14 protein-coding genes and 1 pseudogene are annotated in these 16,304 nt (G+C 38.6%); 4 read left to right on the top strand and 11 right to left on the bottom strand.

Annotated elements, in window-relative coordinates; genetic code table 11:
- Nucleotides 1-23 precede the first annotated feature (23 nt).
- Nucleotides 24-326, top strand: coding sequence for a hypothetical protein (locus P20429_RS02825; protein WP_007586287.1), 303 nt, complete (start codon nucleotides 24-26; stop codon nucleotides 324-326).
- A gap of 3 nt (nucleotides 327-329) precedes the next feature.
- Nucleotides 330-515: a DUF2970 domain-containing protein gene (locus tag P20429_RS20435; RefSeq protein ID WP_007586286.1), complete on the top strand. Its 186-nt coding sequence runs from the start codon at nucleotides 330-332 to the stop codon at nucleotides 513-515.
- On the opposite strand, the gene P20429_RS02830 is transcribed toward P20429_RS20435, so the two are convergent.
- The 9 genes from P20429_RS02830 to P20429_RS02870 all read right to left on the bottom strand — a co-directional run bounded on the left by P20429_RS02830 (nucleotide 472) and on the right by P20429_RS02870 (nucleotide 9,384).
- Nucleotides 472-1,329 (bottom strand): Dam family site-specific DNA-(adenine-N6)-methyltransferase, encoded by an 858-nt coding sequence (locus P20429_RS02830; protein ID WP_007586285.1) that lies wholly within the window; start codon nucleotides 1,327-1,329, stop codon nucleotides 472-474. The genes P20429_RS20435 and P20429_RS02830 overlap by 44 nt on opposite strands.
- A 53-nt stretch (nucleotides 1,330-1,382) precedes the next feature.
- Entirely contained in the window at nucleotides 1,383-2,720 is a 1,338-nt protein-coding gene (locus tag P20429_RS02835) for an AAA family ATPase (RefSeq protein ID WP_007586278.1), read from the bottom strand.
- Complete coding sequence (gene aroB / locus P20429_RS02840; RefSeq protein ID WP_007586276.1) at nucleotides 2,721-3,791, bottom strand: 3-dehydroquinate synthase; 1,071 nt, start codon at nucleotides 3,789-3,791, stop codon at nucleotides 2,721-2,723.
- Nucleotides 3,792-3,818: 27 nt separating this feature from the next.
- The gene (gene aroK / locus P20429_RS02845; RefSeq protein WP_004589350.1) at nucleotides 3,819-4,337 is read right to left on the bottom strand and encodes a shikimate kinase AroK; all 519 of its coding nucleotides are present in this window, start codon (nucleotides 4,335-4,337) and stop codon (nucleotides 3,819-3,821) included.
- Nucleotides 4,338-4,521: 184 nt separating this feature from the next.
- Nucleotides 4,522-6,627 carry a type IV pilus secretin PilQ gene (locus tag P20429_RS02850; protein WP_007586274.1) on the bottom strand — a complete coding sequence of 702 codons (2,106 nt, stop codon included), beginning with the start codon at nucleotides 6,625-6,627 and terminating at the stop codon, nucleotides 4,522-4,524.
- Nucleotides 6,614-7,153, bottom strand: coding sequence for a pilus assembly protein PilP (locus P20429_RS02855; protein ID WP_007586272.1), 540 nt, complete (start codon nucleotides 7,151-7,153; stop codon nucleotides 6,614-6,616). Before P20429_RS02855 ends, P20429_RS02850 begins: the two co-directional genes overlap by 14 nt.
- Complete coding sequence (locus tag P20429_RS02860) at nucleotides 7,150-7,755, bottom strand: type 4a pilus biogenesis protein PilO (protein ID WP_007586270.1); 606 nt, start codon at nucleotides 7,753-7,755, stop codon at nucleotides 7,150-7,152. The genes P20429_RS02855 and P20429_RS02860 overlap by 4 nt, the downstream gene beginning before the upstream one ends.
- Nucleotides 7,745-8,317 carry a PilN domain-containing protein gene (locus P20429_RS02865; RefSeq protein WP_007586268.1) on the bottom strand — a complete coding sequence of 191 codons (573 nt, stop codon included), beginning with the start codon at nucleotides 8,315-8,317 and terminating at the stop codon, nucleotides 7,745-7,747. Before P20429_RS02865 ends, P20429_RS02860 begins: the two co-directional genes overlap by 11 nt.
- Nucleotides 8,305-9,384 carry a pilus assembly protein PilM gene (locus P20429_RS02870; RefSeq protein WP_024589891.1) on the bottom strand — a complete coding sequence of 360 codons (1,080 nt, stop codon included), beginning with the start codon at nucleotides 9,382-9,384 and terminating at the stop codon, nucleotides 8,305-8,307. Before P20429_RS02870 ends, P20429_RS02865 begins: the two co-directional genes overlap by 13 nt.
- Nucleotides 9,385-9,513: 129 nt before the next feature.
- Between P20429_RS02870 and P20429_RS02875 the strand changes: the two are divergent.
- Nucleotides 9,514-12,007: pseudogene (locus tag P20429_RS02875) on the top strand (penicillin-binding protein 1A).
- Nucleotides 12,008-12,071: 64 nt separating this feature from the next.
- Here P20429_RS02875 and metL read toward each other — a convergent pair.
- Both metL and metB read right to left on the bottom strand, forming a co-directional pair.
- Nucleotides 12,072-14,417 carry a bifunctional aspartate kinase/homoserine dehydrogenase II gene (metL, locus tag P20429_RS02880; RefSeq protein ID WP_007586265.1) on the bottom strand — a complete coding sequence of 782 codons (2,346 nt, stop codon included), beginning with the start codon at nucleotides 14,415-14,417 and terminating at the stop codon, nucleotides 12,072-12,074.
- A 5-nt stretch (nucleotides 14,418-14,422) separates the two neighbouring features.
- Nucleotides 14,423-15,670 (bottom strand): cystathionine gamma-synthase, encoded by a 1,248-nt coding sequence (gene metB / locus P20429_RS02885; protein ID WP_007586264.1) that lies wholly within the window; start codon nucleotides 15,668-15,670, stop codon nucleotides 14,423-14,425.
- Between the two features lie 289 nt (nucleotides 15,671-15,959).
- On the opposite strand from metB, the gene metJ reads away from it, so the two are divergent.
- Nucleotides 15,960-16,280, top strand: a complete 321-nt coding sequence (gene metJ, locus P20429_RS02890) for a met regulon transcriptional regulator MetJ (protein WP_007586263.1) — start codon at nucleotides 15,960-15,962, stop codon at nucleotides 16,278-16,280.
- Nucleotides 16,281-16,304 lie beyond the last annotated feature (24 nt).

The raw sequence follows: 16,304 nt of genomic DNA, 5'->3' as shown, positions 1-16,304 counted from the left end.
GTAACAAATTATTGGATTTCATCATGCGTGCTTTTAAAACTGGGATATTAATTGCGTCGGCATTACTGCTTATCGGGGCGTTTAGCTTTGATTCAAGCTCTGAGCAAGAATTAAGCTCAGTGGGTAATTGTCATAATACACAAGTGGTAAGTGCTCAAAACACATTAACTACAATCACGTGTATTAAAGCTGAAGAAGAGTCATCGTGGTTTTCGTGGTTAACTGGCGATAGCCGTAGTGCTCAGTTTCATTACCTCGATTTACTAGAGCTACTTACTAGCTCTGATGATTCTAAAAACACTCCATCTTTAAAACCTTTATTTTAAATAATGCTGCAATTTTTTAGTGCGTTGCAAAGTGTGCTAGCAGCATTTTTTGGTGTTCAATCTGAAAATAAACGCCAAGTCGATTTTAAACAACACTCTCCTGTCTCTATCATCCTAATTGCGGTTGTACTATTTATTGCTTTTGTTATCGCAATTTACGCTGTGGTTGCTTGGGTGCTAAATACATAGCCATCAACTCGTCAACTTTATTTCTAGAGCCACCTTTGGGGCTAATAGTGCGCTTTACTTGAATTTGGTCAAGTGATGCTTGGCTATAAATTTTTCGAGTCCATACGGTATCGTGATTAGAGATAAGCACTGGTGTATCATTTTCAAAGGCAGCCTTCTCAGCCAGATTAGCCAGATTAGCCTGATCATCTAAATTAAACCCCCCTTTAGCGTAAGACGTAAAAGAAGCGGTTTTACTTAATGGTACATAAGGTGGGTCGCAATAAATAACTGCATTGTTAGGCACTAACTTAAAAACATCATCGTAATCTAAACAGGTAAAGGTTGCTTTTTGTGCTTTTTCAGCAAAAAAATACATTTCTTTTTCAGGAAAGTAAGGCTTTTTATATTTACCAAAAGGCACATTAAAAATACCTTTTAAATTATACCTACAGAGTCCGTTGTAACCATGGCGGTTCATGTATAAAAACAATATTGAACGTTCATATACATCACGACTTTGATTAAACTGCACACGATATTCGTAATAAGCATCTGCGTGATTATTCAAATCTACAAATAACTTTTTAGCGTCACTAATCAGCTCATCTGGAGAGCTTTTTAGCTCTTTGTATAAGTTAATTAAGTCTGCATTTATATCGTTGAGAATATAGTGTTTAAAGTCACTATTTAAAAACACAGAGCCTGCACCAACAAAAGGTTCAACCAACGTATCAGCATGCTTGCTAGCTTGGTTTAATCGCGCATTAATATTTTCAACTAGGCTGTATTTTCCGCCGGCCCATTTAAGGAAGGCTCTACTCTTTTGCTGCATTGGCTCTTTACTTCAATCTGGTGTTGCGCGATTTTACACTAAAGCAGTGTGTTTTACTGATCAACGAGTGCTATTTCTTGCTTTATTTTACTAATTTTTTTATAGAAAGGTTTATTTTTTCTAACCTCAGCAGATAAAGTATCCATTGCTGATTTTGCTTCGTTTATACTTTCAAAACTGCCAAATGTAACAACCCACCATATTTTATTATTTCGCTTTGTTTGGTAAGTATGAGTTTGCTGCTGTAGATTGAATTGAGCAATAAAATTATCGCTAACTTCCTGCTGAGTTACGGCTAATAATTGAATAACACTATTTGTATCTATTTGCTGCATGTACCATATATTATCTTGGCTGATCTGAGTTTGCTCTGCTGTATTTACTTTTAGAGCTTCAGATTTAACGTCACTTGATACACTGCTTTTATTATTAGTACTATCATCATTGTCTAATACGTTAACTGTGTTGCCAGGTTCGGTAAGGCTTTGCATTATGGCAGGCACATCATTAATGTGTACACGCTCTGCCTTAATATCTGGCTCAACTACTTCAAGTTCATTTAAGTTAATTATTGAGTCATTTTTCTTTATAGCCGGCTCACTTACTTGCTCTATAGATATTGCTGTATTTACTACTTGTGTTTCTTCTTGCTGATAATACTGTTGCCACCACTGCGTCATATCCGACTTATAAAGCAGACCAATAATTAAAAGCATAATCAGCAACATCAAAATCAATAAGTGTAATCGCCAAGACACTTTGTCTTTAACAATAATATCGGCTATGTGCTCACTAGGTTGCCAAGCAAGCAATAAGCTGGGATTACCGTGAGCCTCAGCTAAAAAAGTACTAAATACAGGGTCTTCATCATAGGGTAAGTCTGTAAAGTACCACTGCAATAACATCTTGCTTTCTCGAAGCGTCAGCGGCTCTAGATAAATTTCAACAGCGTTATTTAAAGCCAGTTTAGACTGTGAAGCTATTATAATATATAGCGTATTTGGGCTGTTTTTAGAAAGTAACTCAAGCTCAATTAACATCTCATCAGATAATTGCCTACCGCCATCAAGTACCCATAAACATGGCCCGCATGGTTGCTGCTGCAGTAATTGGTAATAGTTTTCAGGTAAACTTAAGTTATGATCAATCAGGGGAGAGTTAAAGCTTTGCTCTAATAACTCACTCATTAGCTGAGCATCAGTCATTTGCGCACTTACTTGCACGAAGGCTTTATTAAAGTCGTTGTATTTATCTGTAATGAAGGTTTCGAGCATATAACTTTTACCTAGCCCAGAAGTGCCAAGTAAAACAATTAAATTTTGCCCGTACTCAAATTGCAGTGCGATTCTATCCACCAAAGCCGCACGGCTTGGTAAAATTTGTGACTGCATTTACTGCTCGATTAAGTCTCTAACTTGATCATCAGATACATTATCAACTAATGCACACTGGCCAAATTGGGTAGGTAGAATAAAGCGGATGGTGCCTTTTTTATTCTTTTTGTCTTTACGCATATGCGTTAAAAACTGCTCGCTAGTCATTTGCTTTGGAATTTCTGTTGGTAAATTATATAGCTCAAGCAGCTTAATAATTCGATCAACTTCGCTTGCGCTTAAATCTTGGCGTGTCTTGGCAAGTTTAGCTGCTAATACCATTCCTGTTGCAACAGCTTCGCCGTGTAACCAAACGCCATAACCCATCTGTGCCTCAATTGCATGGGCAAATGTATGGCCTAAGTTTAACAAAGCTCGTAAGCCATGTTCTTTTTCATCTTGAGCAACTATAAGCGCTTTTATTTCACAACATCTAAAAATGATATGCTGTAAGCATGCTTCATCTAGTTGCTGTAAATTAGTCACATTTCGCTCTAAATAGGCAAATAATTCGGTATCGTAAATCAGACCATACTTAATTACCTCAGCCATACCTGCTGCAAACTCTCGTGCAGGTAGAGTGTGTAATGTTTGCGTATCAATAAAAACCGCTTGAGGCTGATAAAATGCCCCTATCATATTTTTACCTAACGGATGATTTACTGCCGTTTTTCCACCTACCGATGAATCAACCTGTGAAAGCACTGTCGTTGGTATTTGAATAAACGGTACGCCGCGCTGATAACAAGCCGCTACAAAACCAGTTAGGTCACCTACAACACCGCCACCTAACGCAATTAAACACGTATCTCGGCCACAGTTATTTTGTAGTAAAAATGCTGATATTTTTTCAAACCATTCTAGTGATTTATATTGCTCACCGTCAGGAATAATAAAAGATAGCGGATTTAGATCAGCTAATGAATCAAGTAACCTTTGCAAATATAAAGGCGCTATTGTGTCATTAGTAATGATGATAGGCCGACAATCACCAATGTGGTGAACCAGGCGGCCATTATCTTGAAGTGCAGATTGCCCAATATAAATAGGATAACTTCGCTCGTCCAAATTAACAGTTAATTTAAGCATGCTTGGCTATTCCTTTATTATTGGTTTTTAAAAATCTAATTTCTCGATGATTTGGTTAGCAACAACTTTAGCGCTTTGCTCATCGGTACGTACAACAAAATCAGCAACTTCTTTGTATAGTGGCTCGCGTTCTTCTGCTAAGCGCTCTAGTACGTTACGAGGTGCTTCTTCAGTTTGCAGTAATGGGCGACGCTTGTCGCGTTGCGTGCGTGCAACTTGCTTCTCTATAGGTGTCTCTAGGTATACAACGATACCTCGAGCCGAAAGCTTGTTTCGAACTTCTTTGCTCATTACTGAACCACCACCGGTAGCAAGTACAATACCTTGCATCTCGGTTAAATCGCCAATAACAGACTCTTCTCGAAGTCTAAAGCCTTCTTCACCTTCAAGATCGAATACCCATGCAATATCTGCACCTGTGCGGCGTTCGATTTCTTGATCAGAATCAACAAATTCAAGGTGTAATTGGTCAGCGATGTGACGACCAATCGTGCTTTTGCCAGCCCCCATGGGGCCAACTAGAAATATATTACGTTTCTCAGCCATATCTTTTAGTACAAACAAACTCTAAAATTTGAAATAAAACCCCGCCTAACGACCTGGCCCCAAAATTAAGGAGGGGATTATCTCAGTAATTGCGGGGGTATTTCAAGTCAATTAGCATAAAAAGCCATATAACGAGCAATTAATCTAAATAATCACCCGTTGGTTAACATAAAACCACTGTATTTTAATCAATTTGTATTTTTGGTGTCACAAAAATAAGTAATTCACGCTTTTCATTAAACTCACTTGTGGTTTTAAATAGTCTTCCTACGTAAGGAATGTCACCTAAAATTGGCACTTTACTCGTAGTATTAATGATCTGCTGCTGGAAAATACCACCGAGTACTACGGTTTGTCCATTCTCAACTAACACTTGAGTTTGAATCTCTTGGGTATCAATAGACACTGCTTCACCTGTTCCCGTTTGTACAGTATCACCACGAGTATCTTGAGTAATAATTAAGTCTAGAATTACTTTATTATCAGGTGTGATATGAGGTGTCACTTCTAAGCTTAGTACCGCTTTTTTAAAGCTTACAGTAGTAGCACCACTTGAAGCTGACTCAGTGTAAGGGATTTCAGTACCTTGCTCTATTCGTGCTTTTTGCTGATTAGCCGCTATGATACGCGGGCTAGCAATAATTTCGCCTTTATTCTCTTCTTCAAGAGCACTTAGCTCTAAATCAATTAATGTACCGTTAGCCAACTTTGCTATGTGCAAACCAATACTGGCCGCAGGATTAGAAATTGGTAAATTTACATTTAATCGATCTGAAATACTTGGCGCATTTGAAGTTGATGTCGCGTTATAAATACCTTCTGCGCCTTCAAGGGAGCCAGAAATACCAACACTACTGCCTTGATCACTAAAGCCCCAGCGTACGCCTAAGTCTTCAGTAACGTTATCGCGCACAGTTACCATTCGAGATTCGATTACAACCTGCTGTACCGGAATATCGAGTGTTTCTATCATCCGGCGAATGTTTTCTATACTCTTTACAGTATCTTTTACCAATAAAGTATTTGTACGCTGATCAACCGATACACTACCGCGGGCAGTTATAATACTGTTCCTATCTGTTTTTAATAAGTCAGCAAAATTTTCGGCTTTAGCATAGTTTAATCGAATGTATTCACTATAGAGTGGTTCTAAGTCTTCAACTTGCTGTTTAGCTTTTAAATCTTTAGCTTCACGTGCCGCAAGCTCCTCTGCAGGCGCTACCATTAAAATAGAGCCATCCATACGTTTGTCTAGCCCTTTAATACGCAATACTACGTCAAGCGCTTGATCCCACGGTACGCCATCTAAGCGCAGTGTTATATTACCTGTCACTGAATCACTGGTTACTAAGTTAAAATCGTTATAACCCGCAATAATTTGTAGTGCTGCTCGCACAGAGATATCTTGAAAATTTAAGGTCATAGGGCGACCTTGATACTCAACGCCACCATCTAAATAGGCGTTTTGCGTTTCATCTTTTTCTACCGTCAGCGTTAAAATATTATCTATTTGCTGGTACGTAAATGTAAACTGAGCGTTTGGCTCAATAACGACACGACTTAATCCGTCTTCTTTAAAAGTCTCGATATTACTTACAACAGTACCAAAATCTAATACATCTAATTCATAAAGTAGGTCATCTAAAATATCGGTGTGATGAAAGTCAGCGTAAATTTTACCGCCACTTTCATGGACTTCAATTGCAGCTTGAGTGTCTTGTAAAAATACGAGTACTTTCGCTTCGCCCTTTTCACCACGTCTAAAATCAATTGATTGGATACGGTTGATGTAATTTCCACTTACATCACCTGAGTCCATCGCTACATCTTCATTTTCAGATTCTGTAAGAGGATTATCAGACACGCGTATTGATACTAAGTTGTTATGAACTTCAGTTTCATAAATTTTTAATCTATCTAAGTTTACCGTTACCTTTAAACCACTGTTAGTTAAAACATTAGTAACACTGCTAATTCCAGCTTGATTAACTTCAACATCATTTAAACCAACCTCTAACTCTGCGGTATCAAAAAACATTTCGATTCGGGCTGGGCTATTAAACACCTGAACTTTTGGCTCAAGCGTTAACTCTTCATCAAAAACAAGCTGTAACTCAGTTTCGCCTTTAAGTAATGGATTATAACGAACATCATAAAGTAACGGCCCTGCAACGGCTGAATTTACAGTGACTAAAGCAACAGCAGCCAGTAATGTTTGTGAAATACGATGAAGCCAAAGTACATCCTTATGCATGCTATTTTTACCTTTTTTATTATTAATTTGCGCCATCTGTTGCCGCCTCTAACATTTCTAATTTAGTCAAGCGCTCTTTCCAACAGCCAGACCCATCAGGGATTAATTCCACTAACTCTATATAGTCGTTACTTACTGTTTTTACTTTGCCATCATAACTACCAAGGTAATTCCCTACCGTTACACGATGCAAAGTAGCGTCAGCTGCTGTTATTAATGCCCATATTTGTCCACTAGAACCAATTGTGCCTTTCATTGCTAAGTTATCTAGCGGGTATTTTTCTAACGGTTCGCGGCGACGCTCTTGATCTGGGTGCAAACAGTTTTTTACTTGCGTTAATTTATTTTGGATTATCTCAGGCTGAGGCGCTACAAACGGGCTACGTAGCTGACCAGCACTGTACTCAAATATTTCAAACTTTGTCAGCTCAGGAATTGATTCAACCTTTGGTGTTGTGCTTGCTTTTACTTGATCAATAAATTCTTTTTGCTCAGACGTATCATCATTACAACCACTCAAAACAAACACCATTACTACAGGTACTACGCGAAGGAGCTTCATTTTTTAACCCCTTCTTCATAGCGATATGTTTTTGCAACAACACTAAATGTTAACTGTTTATCGCCCGATGATAAAATAGAAAAGTCATGTAAGCTTACAATTCGTGGTAACTGAGCTACTTTACCCACAAACTCACCAAATTCATGGTAGGTCCCTATCACTTCTATTTTAATCGGTAATTCAGTATAAAATTCTTTCTCGACTTCTGGTAACCAACCTATTTTTAAAAAAGTCAGACCACTTGTTGTGCCAACATACGACAAATCATCAAGTAAACCAGGGGTTTCGTTAGAGGTAGGTAAACGTTTTAATAATTGTGAAAACTTATCTTCCATTTCAATCATTTGTTGACGGTAGATCTCAAGCTTACTCGCGACTGCGTATTTAGTGCGATAAGTTGTGCGTAACTCGACCTCTTTCGCAACTGCACTGTGGTAACTATCAATTTCATCAGAAACTAATAGGCTATAACTAAAAAACAATACAAGTCCGGCAACAAACGTACAGCAAATTGCTTTAACTGCAATAGGCCAATCGCCAATGTTATCGAGCTCTATTTCATTCCAATCAATTTCACTCAGTGCTTTAAAATCAAGGCTCATCGCTAACCTCACCAATTTTATCAAATGGTTTTACATAAAATTCCATATTAAAATCACTAAGTAAACGCGAAGATTGATCGCCTGCAACAATACCTTGCATTGAAGGATTCTCTAGTAAATATGAGCTTTGTACTTGGCGCAGCATAGTTGATAAACGGTTATTAGATTCACTGCGTCCCAATACATGTATTTGGCTGCCTCTGCGCTCGAGTTTTGTTAAATAAACCCCACCCGGTACTATTTTGGCAACTTCATCCATTATTTGCGTACCCAAATTACGGCTGCTTTGCAATTCTTCAATGAGTCTCATACGCTGTTGTAAGTTTTCTTTTCTTTTATCTAAACTTCTAATTTCACTTATTTTTTTATCTAGCATGCTAATTTCTGAGCTTAAATAGTTATTCTTTAAGTTTTGACCGTCTTTTAATGCACTATAAAAAGAGCTTAATAAGTACATACTCGCAAAACAAAGTATAACGACACCAATAAGTATAGTTACAAATTTCTTTTTCGATTCTTCGCGCTGCGATTCACGCCAAGGAAGTAGATTTATATGTGGCATGTTGAAAAGCTCCTTAATGCCAACCCTGTCGCAATTGCAAACTGCGTTTTGTGACGCTGCATTACATTACGATCTACTTTTGGAGAAATTTCCATATTTTCAAAAGGCTCAGCAACGACAGAGTGAATACCTAGTTCTTCAATGAGTAATCGGTCAATACCTTTAATCATCGATGTACCACCCGTTAATACAATATAGTCGATTTGCTCTTTGCCACTGGTTGTTAAAAACATTTGCACCGCGCGTCGCACTTGTTGAAGTAACGAAGTTTGAAAAGGGGCTAATACTTCAAAGGTGTAGTTTGGCGGTAAATCACCTGATGTTTTACCAATTTCAGCTTCATCAAACCCTTTATTATAATAAGCAACAATACTATTTGTATATTGGTCGCCACCAAAAACTTGGTCACGTGTATAAATTGTTTCCCCTGCTTGAACAACGCTCACGAGCATTAAAACCGCACCAATATCAACCACAGCCACACATTTATTAAATGCGTCGCTAGGTAATTGTTGGTAATACACATCCATTGCACGACTTAATGCATAGCTTTCTACATCAACTATTTTAGCTTCTAAATTTGCAGCTTCTAAAGCGCCAACACGCGCTTCTACACTCTCAGTACGAGCAGCTGAAAGCAAAACATTCATTTTACTAGGATCGGCCTCATTCGTCGAAAGCTTCTCAAAGTCGAGGCTCACTTCATCAAGAGGATATGGAATTAAACTATCGGCTTCAATTTCAATTTGCGACTCAAGTTCAGCATCAGTTAACGATACATCCATGAAGATCACTTTTGTAATGACTGTTTGGCCAGAAACAGCCACTGCTGCAGATTTTAACGACTTTGGTAATTTTTTTCTTAATTTTGTAATTACGTTACCAATCGCTTCAATATCTTGAATTGTGCGCTCACTCATTGCGCCTTTTGGCATCGGCTCAATTGCAAGTGCTTCGAGTCGAAATCCAGTTTCAATTTCACGTAAAAGCACAGCCTTAATAGAGTGCGATCCAATATCAATTCCTACCATCATTTGGGACGGTTTTTGAAATAGTTGACTTAGCATGTTTCAACTTGGCCTTTGTTTTAATAATAAACAAGTTATAATTTTTATATGAAAAATATTATTCATTTTTTAATCAATATATACTAGCAGTCAAAACTCGCAATTGGGAGTCCATTTAGGGAAATATAAGTGATTTTATTAAAACGAACTTTACAATTTTTTTATCATTTGTGTGTTAATTGGTCTGATTACTTTGATCAGTCTTTATTACTACGTTAAACCTGATATCCCCAGTGTGCAAGTTTTAAAAGACGTGCAATTACAAACTCCTATGCAAGTATTCACTAAAGATGGGCTTTTAATCAATCAATTTGGTGAAAAACGTCGTATTCCAGTGACTATTGATGAAATTCCTCAAACACTCATTAATGCATTTTTAGCGACAGAAGATAATCGATTTTACGATCATATAGGCATAGACCCTATTGGTATAGTACGTTCGGCTGTTGTTCTTATATCTACTGGCGAGAAAAAACAAGGTGCAAGTACTATTACTATGCAGCTTGCTCGTAATTTCTTTTTAACACGCGAAAAAGCGTATATCCGTAAAGTTAAAGAAATATTTATAGCGCTTCATATTGAAGGAGTGTTAACAAAAGACGAAATTTTAGAGCTTTACCTTAATAAAATAGAATTAGGTAATCGTGCTTTCGGTATTGGTGCAGCAGCGCAAGTTTATTACGGTAAAGAGCTAAAAGATTTAACACTTGCGCAAATGGCGATGATTGCAGGTTTACCTAAAGCACCTTCAGCTTTAAACCCAATTCGTAACCCAACGCGTGCAAAAGCGCGCCGAAATGTAGTTTTAGGCCGCTTACTGACCGAAGACTATATAACACAAGAGCAATATAACGAAGCAACTAGCCAACCTATTACAGCTTATTTTCACGGTGCAGAAATAAACTTATACGCACCGTATATCTCTGAAATGGTGCGCGCTGAAATGGTTTCGCGCTATGGGGTAGATAAAGCCTACAACTCTGGTTTTAAAATTTTTACCTCAGTAGAGTCAAAGGTTCAAAAAGCAGCGCAAAACGCACTTGTAAATAACTTACACAGTTACGATATGCGTCATGGTTTTAGAGGTCCAACTGATGTTTTATGGAATCCTGAAACACAACCAGCTTTAACTGAGCAACAAATACTCAATAAATTACAGAGCGTAAATGAGTTAGGCACTTTAAAAGTTGCAGCAGTACTCAGTGTTAATAATAAAACAGCTACAGTACTACTTAAAAACGGTGAGCAAACAGCTCTCAGTTGGGATAGTTTAAAATGGGCGCGTAAGTATATTACTCGCTACCGCCAAAGCTTTGCTCCAAAAGCAGCTACTGATATTTTAACGCCAGGTATGCAAATATGGGTACGTCAAAACGAAGATAACAGCTACTTATTAAGCCAAATACCAGAAGCATCAAGCGCTATTGTATCCCTCGATCCACAAGACGGTAGAATAAAAGCTATTGTAGGGGGTTACAGCTTTGAGCAAAGTCAATACAACCGAGCGATACAAGCTAAGCGTCAAGTGGGTTCTAATATAAAACCTTTTATATATTCAGCAGCACTTGAAAAAGGTTATACGCTTGCGTCTATATTAAATGATGCACCTATAAACCAATGGGATAAGAGCCAAGGCGTAGCATGGCGCCCTAAAAACAGCCCTGCTGTTTACAACGGTCCTATTCGAATTCGCCGTGCTTTAGCACAGTCTAAAAACGTTATTTCGGTGCGCTTACTACGTGGTGTTGGATTGCAACGTACAGCTGATCACTTACTAAAATTTGGTTTTAAAGACGCTGACATTAACCGTAGTGAATCATTAGCACTTGGTAGTGCTTCTATTACCCCGCTTGAACTTGCAAGAGGCATGAGCACATTTGCCAATGGCGGTCATTTAATTGAACCTTACTTTATCTCAGAAATTCAAGACGCTTACGGCAATGTATTGTTTAAAGCAAACCCTGCTCTTGCCTGTGACGAAGAGCCTTTGCCAACACACAATGCACTCTCAATGCATAATAGTGATGATGAAATGGAGCAAACGAAAAAATGTGCGCCGAGAATTATTTCTAAGCAAAATGCATTTTTAATTGCTGATGCTATGAATAGTGCAATTTGGGGGGGGGGTAGCTGGGCTCATAAAACAGGTTGGAGTGGAACCGGTTGGCGAGCACAAGCGCTAGAACGTCGCGACATTTCAGGTAAAACAGGCACAACTAATGACTCAGTAGATACCTGGTTTAGCGGTTTTAATAGTAATGTGATGACCTCAGTTTGGGTTGGTTTTGATAACCCGGGCAACGCTCTTGGTCGCTCTACGTATAATAACAACCTAGATAGCAGCCAAATATCAGGTGCGGAATCTGGCGCTAAAACCGCGCAGCCAGCTTGGGTTGAATTTATGAAAGCGGCACTTGAAGGCAAGCCTGAAGCCCCGATTGAGCCGCCTGAGGGACTTGTTTCTATTCGTATTGATTTAGCTACTGGTTTATTAAGCCATAAAAATGACTACACGAGTCGATTTGAATATTTTGAAAAAGGGACTGCACCTACAAAGTATGTGCTATCTCGGCCTAACGATATATTTGAAGAAGACACTAAAACAGAAGAAGAGCTATTTTAATAATATGTATGTAATACAAAAACGGCAGCTTATTTAAGCTGCCGTCTTTGCTTAAACCAAAGGTTTATTTTAAGTTTTGAACAAGCCAATATAAATCAGAGTGCACACCCGCAGCGGTCACTTCTCTACCCGCTCCTGGCCCCTGAATTACTAATGCGTTATCGCTATACCATTTGCTATTAATTACAAAAATATTATCGCCAGGTGTAAGGTTTGCTAACGCATCGCCATTAGGCACATACGCTATTCCCACTTTAGCAATTACTTCACCTTGTGTGATTTCTAACAAGCCCGTATATCTAAGTACTGAATTTTTAGACTTTGCTGTCACTGCATGCTCTTCGATGAACGCGTCTAGCTGTGCTTTTTTATTTAAAAAGTCATCCCAACTTCCCAGCGCAAGCTCATCTGGCATCAATGCCGATAAGCTAATATCGTCAAGTTCAAGCTCAACACCTAGCTCTCGGGCTAAAATAAGTAGCTTACGCTGCATATCTCGCCCAGATAAATCTTCGCGAGGGTCTGGCTCTGTGAATCCCATTTTCTGAGCTTCTAGTACCAACTCAGAGAATGATCTAGTTCCATCATATTTACTGCATAGCCACGAAAGCGTGCCTGAGAAAACACCTTCTATACGTGTTATTTTATCGCCACTATTTTGCAAATCAGCCAAAGCAAAGTTAATAGGTAAGCCAGCGCCTACACTGGTGTTATATCGCCAATGTAAATTACGCTCTGTAATATTACTACGAAGTGCTCTATACCAAGTAGTCGGTGCTGTTCCAGCGTATTTATTAGCACTAATTAAATGACAGTTTCTATCTACAAAGTCTGGATATAACAAGCTAAATTGTTCACTTGCGGTAATATCAATTACAATTTTATGCTCGTAATCGAGCTCATTTATAGCATTCAGTAAATCTGCAGATTGATAGCTATTTGCCTCATGCTGCCATTGAGTTTTCCATTGCTGTGTATTAATACCACTTGCATTAAACAGCATTTTTTTAGAGCGAATTAGACCGACTAATTTAATACTAAAGTCATCCGATAAACGCTCAAATTGTGCCGATAACTGTTTAATGAAAACGTCGCCAACGTTACCAAGCCCCGCAACTATAATTGCGATTTCTTGGCCTTTATTAATTAGCTTATCGTGTAAGTCACTTTGTATATCACTATCTATAAATTGATCGGTAAGCAATAAAGCATAGCCAGTATCTTGATGGACAAAACGAGGTTTTATGCTGTGGAGTTTTAATAAATCTAATGCTTGTAAGCTTAATGTATTAACGTCTTGCTCAGGCGCTACAATTGCACAACCGTTTAAATTTGACTCGCTAATATTTGCCCTACCCGCAAAATAATTAATAACCAGATAAGTTTGTGCTGCAGGTACTACTAAATACACTTCACCATTATGGTTAAAGTGATGAAGGCTATGCTGAATAAGCTGACTAACACTTGCAACCTCACCTTCACTTAATCCTTCAACCATTAACAGATCAACATTTTGCAACGTGGTTATAAAGCGCTTTTTCTTCGCTGAACCTTCTTTTACTATATCTGTTGGACTTGCTTGTACGTCAAAACTACTGCGAACAGCTAGCTTAATATCTGTGTTTTTAAGAGGCGATAGTGTTTTTGCATGTAATACAGGGTTACCCAAACGAGCTAATAAATTAGCCTGCCCACGGCAAATTTTGCCGTATTTAATCGCTTTTTGTACCTTGCGAGGATCAGTGCTATACACCCCCTGTGTATCAGTCCAAATACATACTTGCTTAGCATTGCAATAATTTGCAAGTAGTGTAGCACTGTAGTCACTGCCATTTCGGCCAAGCGTTACTGTCTCGCCTTTGATATCTGCGGCAATAAACCCAGTAACAACATTTATTTTATTAGGCAAAATTAACTGCCCACATTGCTGCGCATTTTGCGCATGCATTAATTCGCCATCATTTAAGATAAAAAGAGTACGTGCATCTTGAGCGCATGCCTCAATATTTAGCTGCTGTAAATAAGTAGCGAGTAAACGTGCTGACCACAGTTCGCCATGTGCAAGTAATGCAGCCTCTTTTAGCTGCTCAGCTTGAGCAAGTTCTGCAATATAGCTAAGTTCGATACTTAGTGTTTTAAGTGCACTTCGTTTTAAATCGGCTTCTAATAGCTGCTCTATTAAATCACTTTGATGGTTATTTAACTGCAGTAAAATATCAGCTACTGCTTGAGTATCTTGTTTTTGATAGCTTTGCCACAACGACACAAGTGTATCTGTAGTTTTACCTGCAGCAGACACCACAACACAGTCGCCCGTCTGAGTATGCCCAATAATTATTTTAGCTACGCTTTGATAGCGCTCACTAGAGCTTAAGCTTGAACCACCAAATTTATGTACACAATTGACCATATTAATTACCAAAGCGCCGGACGGGCTGCACTTAATTTAACGTTACCACCAGGAGTGCCTGCTCCTTTGCCTACACGGCCAACATTTTTATTTTGCCCTGGTTTTACAAGTTCAAACACTCGCTCAAAATCAGCGACTAAATCGCGTATATCTTCAATACCTACCGAAATACGAATAAGCGTATCGCCCACACCCGCTTCTAAACGTGCCTTTGCCTCCATGCCTGCGTGCGTCATGGTAGCGGGGTGACAAATTAAGCTCTCTACGCCACCTAATGACTCAGCTAAACTAAACGTTTTAAGGCTAGTTAAAAATGCTGCAGCGTCGTTTATATCGCCTTTAATATCAAAACTAACCATGCCACCAAAGCCAAGTTGTTGTGCTTTAGCCAGCTCATGCTGAGGATGCGACTCAAGTCCTGGATAGTAAACTTGGCTTACAAAATTAGAGCTTTCAAGGTACTTAGCTATTGCTAGCGCATTTTCTTGATGCTGCCTTAAGCGCACATTTAAAGTACGTAAACCACGAAGCGTTAAATAGCTATCAAAAGGCGCACCCGTAATACCAATGTTATTAGCCCACCAAGCAAGCTCATCGCCTAACTCTTGTGTTGCGGCAATAACAGCGCCGCCTACTACATCTGAGTGTCCGTTAATGTATTTAGTGGTTGAATGCACCACAATATCTACACCAAACTTAATAGGATTTTGTAAAGCAGGCGACAAAAACGTGTTATCTGCAGCCACCAATGCACCGCATTGTTTTGCAACATCGGTCACCGCTTTAATATCTGTTAAACGAAGTACTGGGTTACTTGGGGTTTCTATCCAAATAAGCTTAGGTTTAATTACTAAAATTTGTTGAAGGCTTTCTTCTTTTGTTAAATCTAATATTTCGAGCTTTAGTAGTCCGCGTTTTTGTAAAGATGTAAATAAACGATAGCTGCCACCATAACAATCATGTGGAATTACTAACGTATCGTCACTATTAAGTAGCTGAGTAGCTAAATGCACGGCAGCCATGCCTGTAGCTGTAATTATGCCACGAGCGCCACCTTCAAGCTTAGCAAGCGTCTCAGCTAAGATATCACGATTAGGATTACCGCTACGACCATAATCATACTCACGCTTAGTATCAAAGTCGGCAAACGAATAAGTAGTCGATAAATAAATTGGCGGTACCACCGCACCATGATGTTTATCAGCATCAACGCCGTTACGTACAGCAATGGTCGCTTTGTTTTTTTCGCTCATATTCGTCACCTGATTAATTTGGATGTTTAGACGTCTAAAAGAGTAAGTTATCCGTTTTGATAAGTCAAAGTATTTTAAAGCTCTAGATGGCTAAAAGTAGAAGAGGCCTCTGCGAATAACACATTTTAGCTCACAAAAGTGTGCTTATCTTTACACCTACAATAGGCTTATTAAGATAGATCGGTATCTATTATTTGACTATCTTTTTTAAATCGATAGAATTTCACGCATATTTACACGCTTTTTATACCGTGTGAGAAATTAATAATCTGAGGCAACGATACATCTTATGGCTAAATGGAATGGTGAGTATATTCACCCATACGCAGAACACGGTAAAAAATCAGAGCAAGTTAAAAAGATCACCGTTTCGATCCCGCTAAATGTATTAAAGGTATTAACTGACGAACGTACACGTCGTCAAATCAATAACCTTCGCCATGCTACAAATAGTGAATTGCTATGTGAGGCATTTTTGCATGCTTTTACTGGCCAACCTTTACCAAATGATGATGACTTACGTAAAGATAACGCCGAAAAAGTACCAGAAGAAGTTAAAAAAATAATGCAAGAAATGGGTCTAGAAGTACCCGTTTTAAACGAAGAATAAATATTACAAAGACAAAAAAAACNC

The organism is Pseudoalteromonas sp. BSi20429, assembly GCF_000238895.1.
Taxonomy (GTDB): Bacteria; Pseudomonadota; Gammaproteobacteria; order Enterobacterales; family Alteromonadaceae; genus Pseudoalteromonas; species Pseudoalteromonas arctica.
The sequence above is the reverse complement of the archived record's forward strand: the minus strand, read 5'-3'. Positions and strand labels throughout refer to the sequence as shown.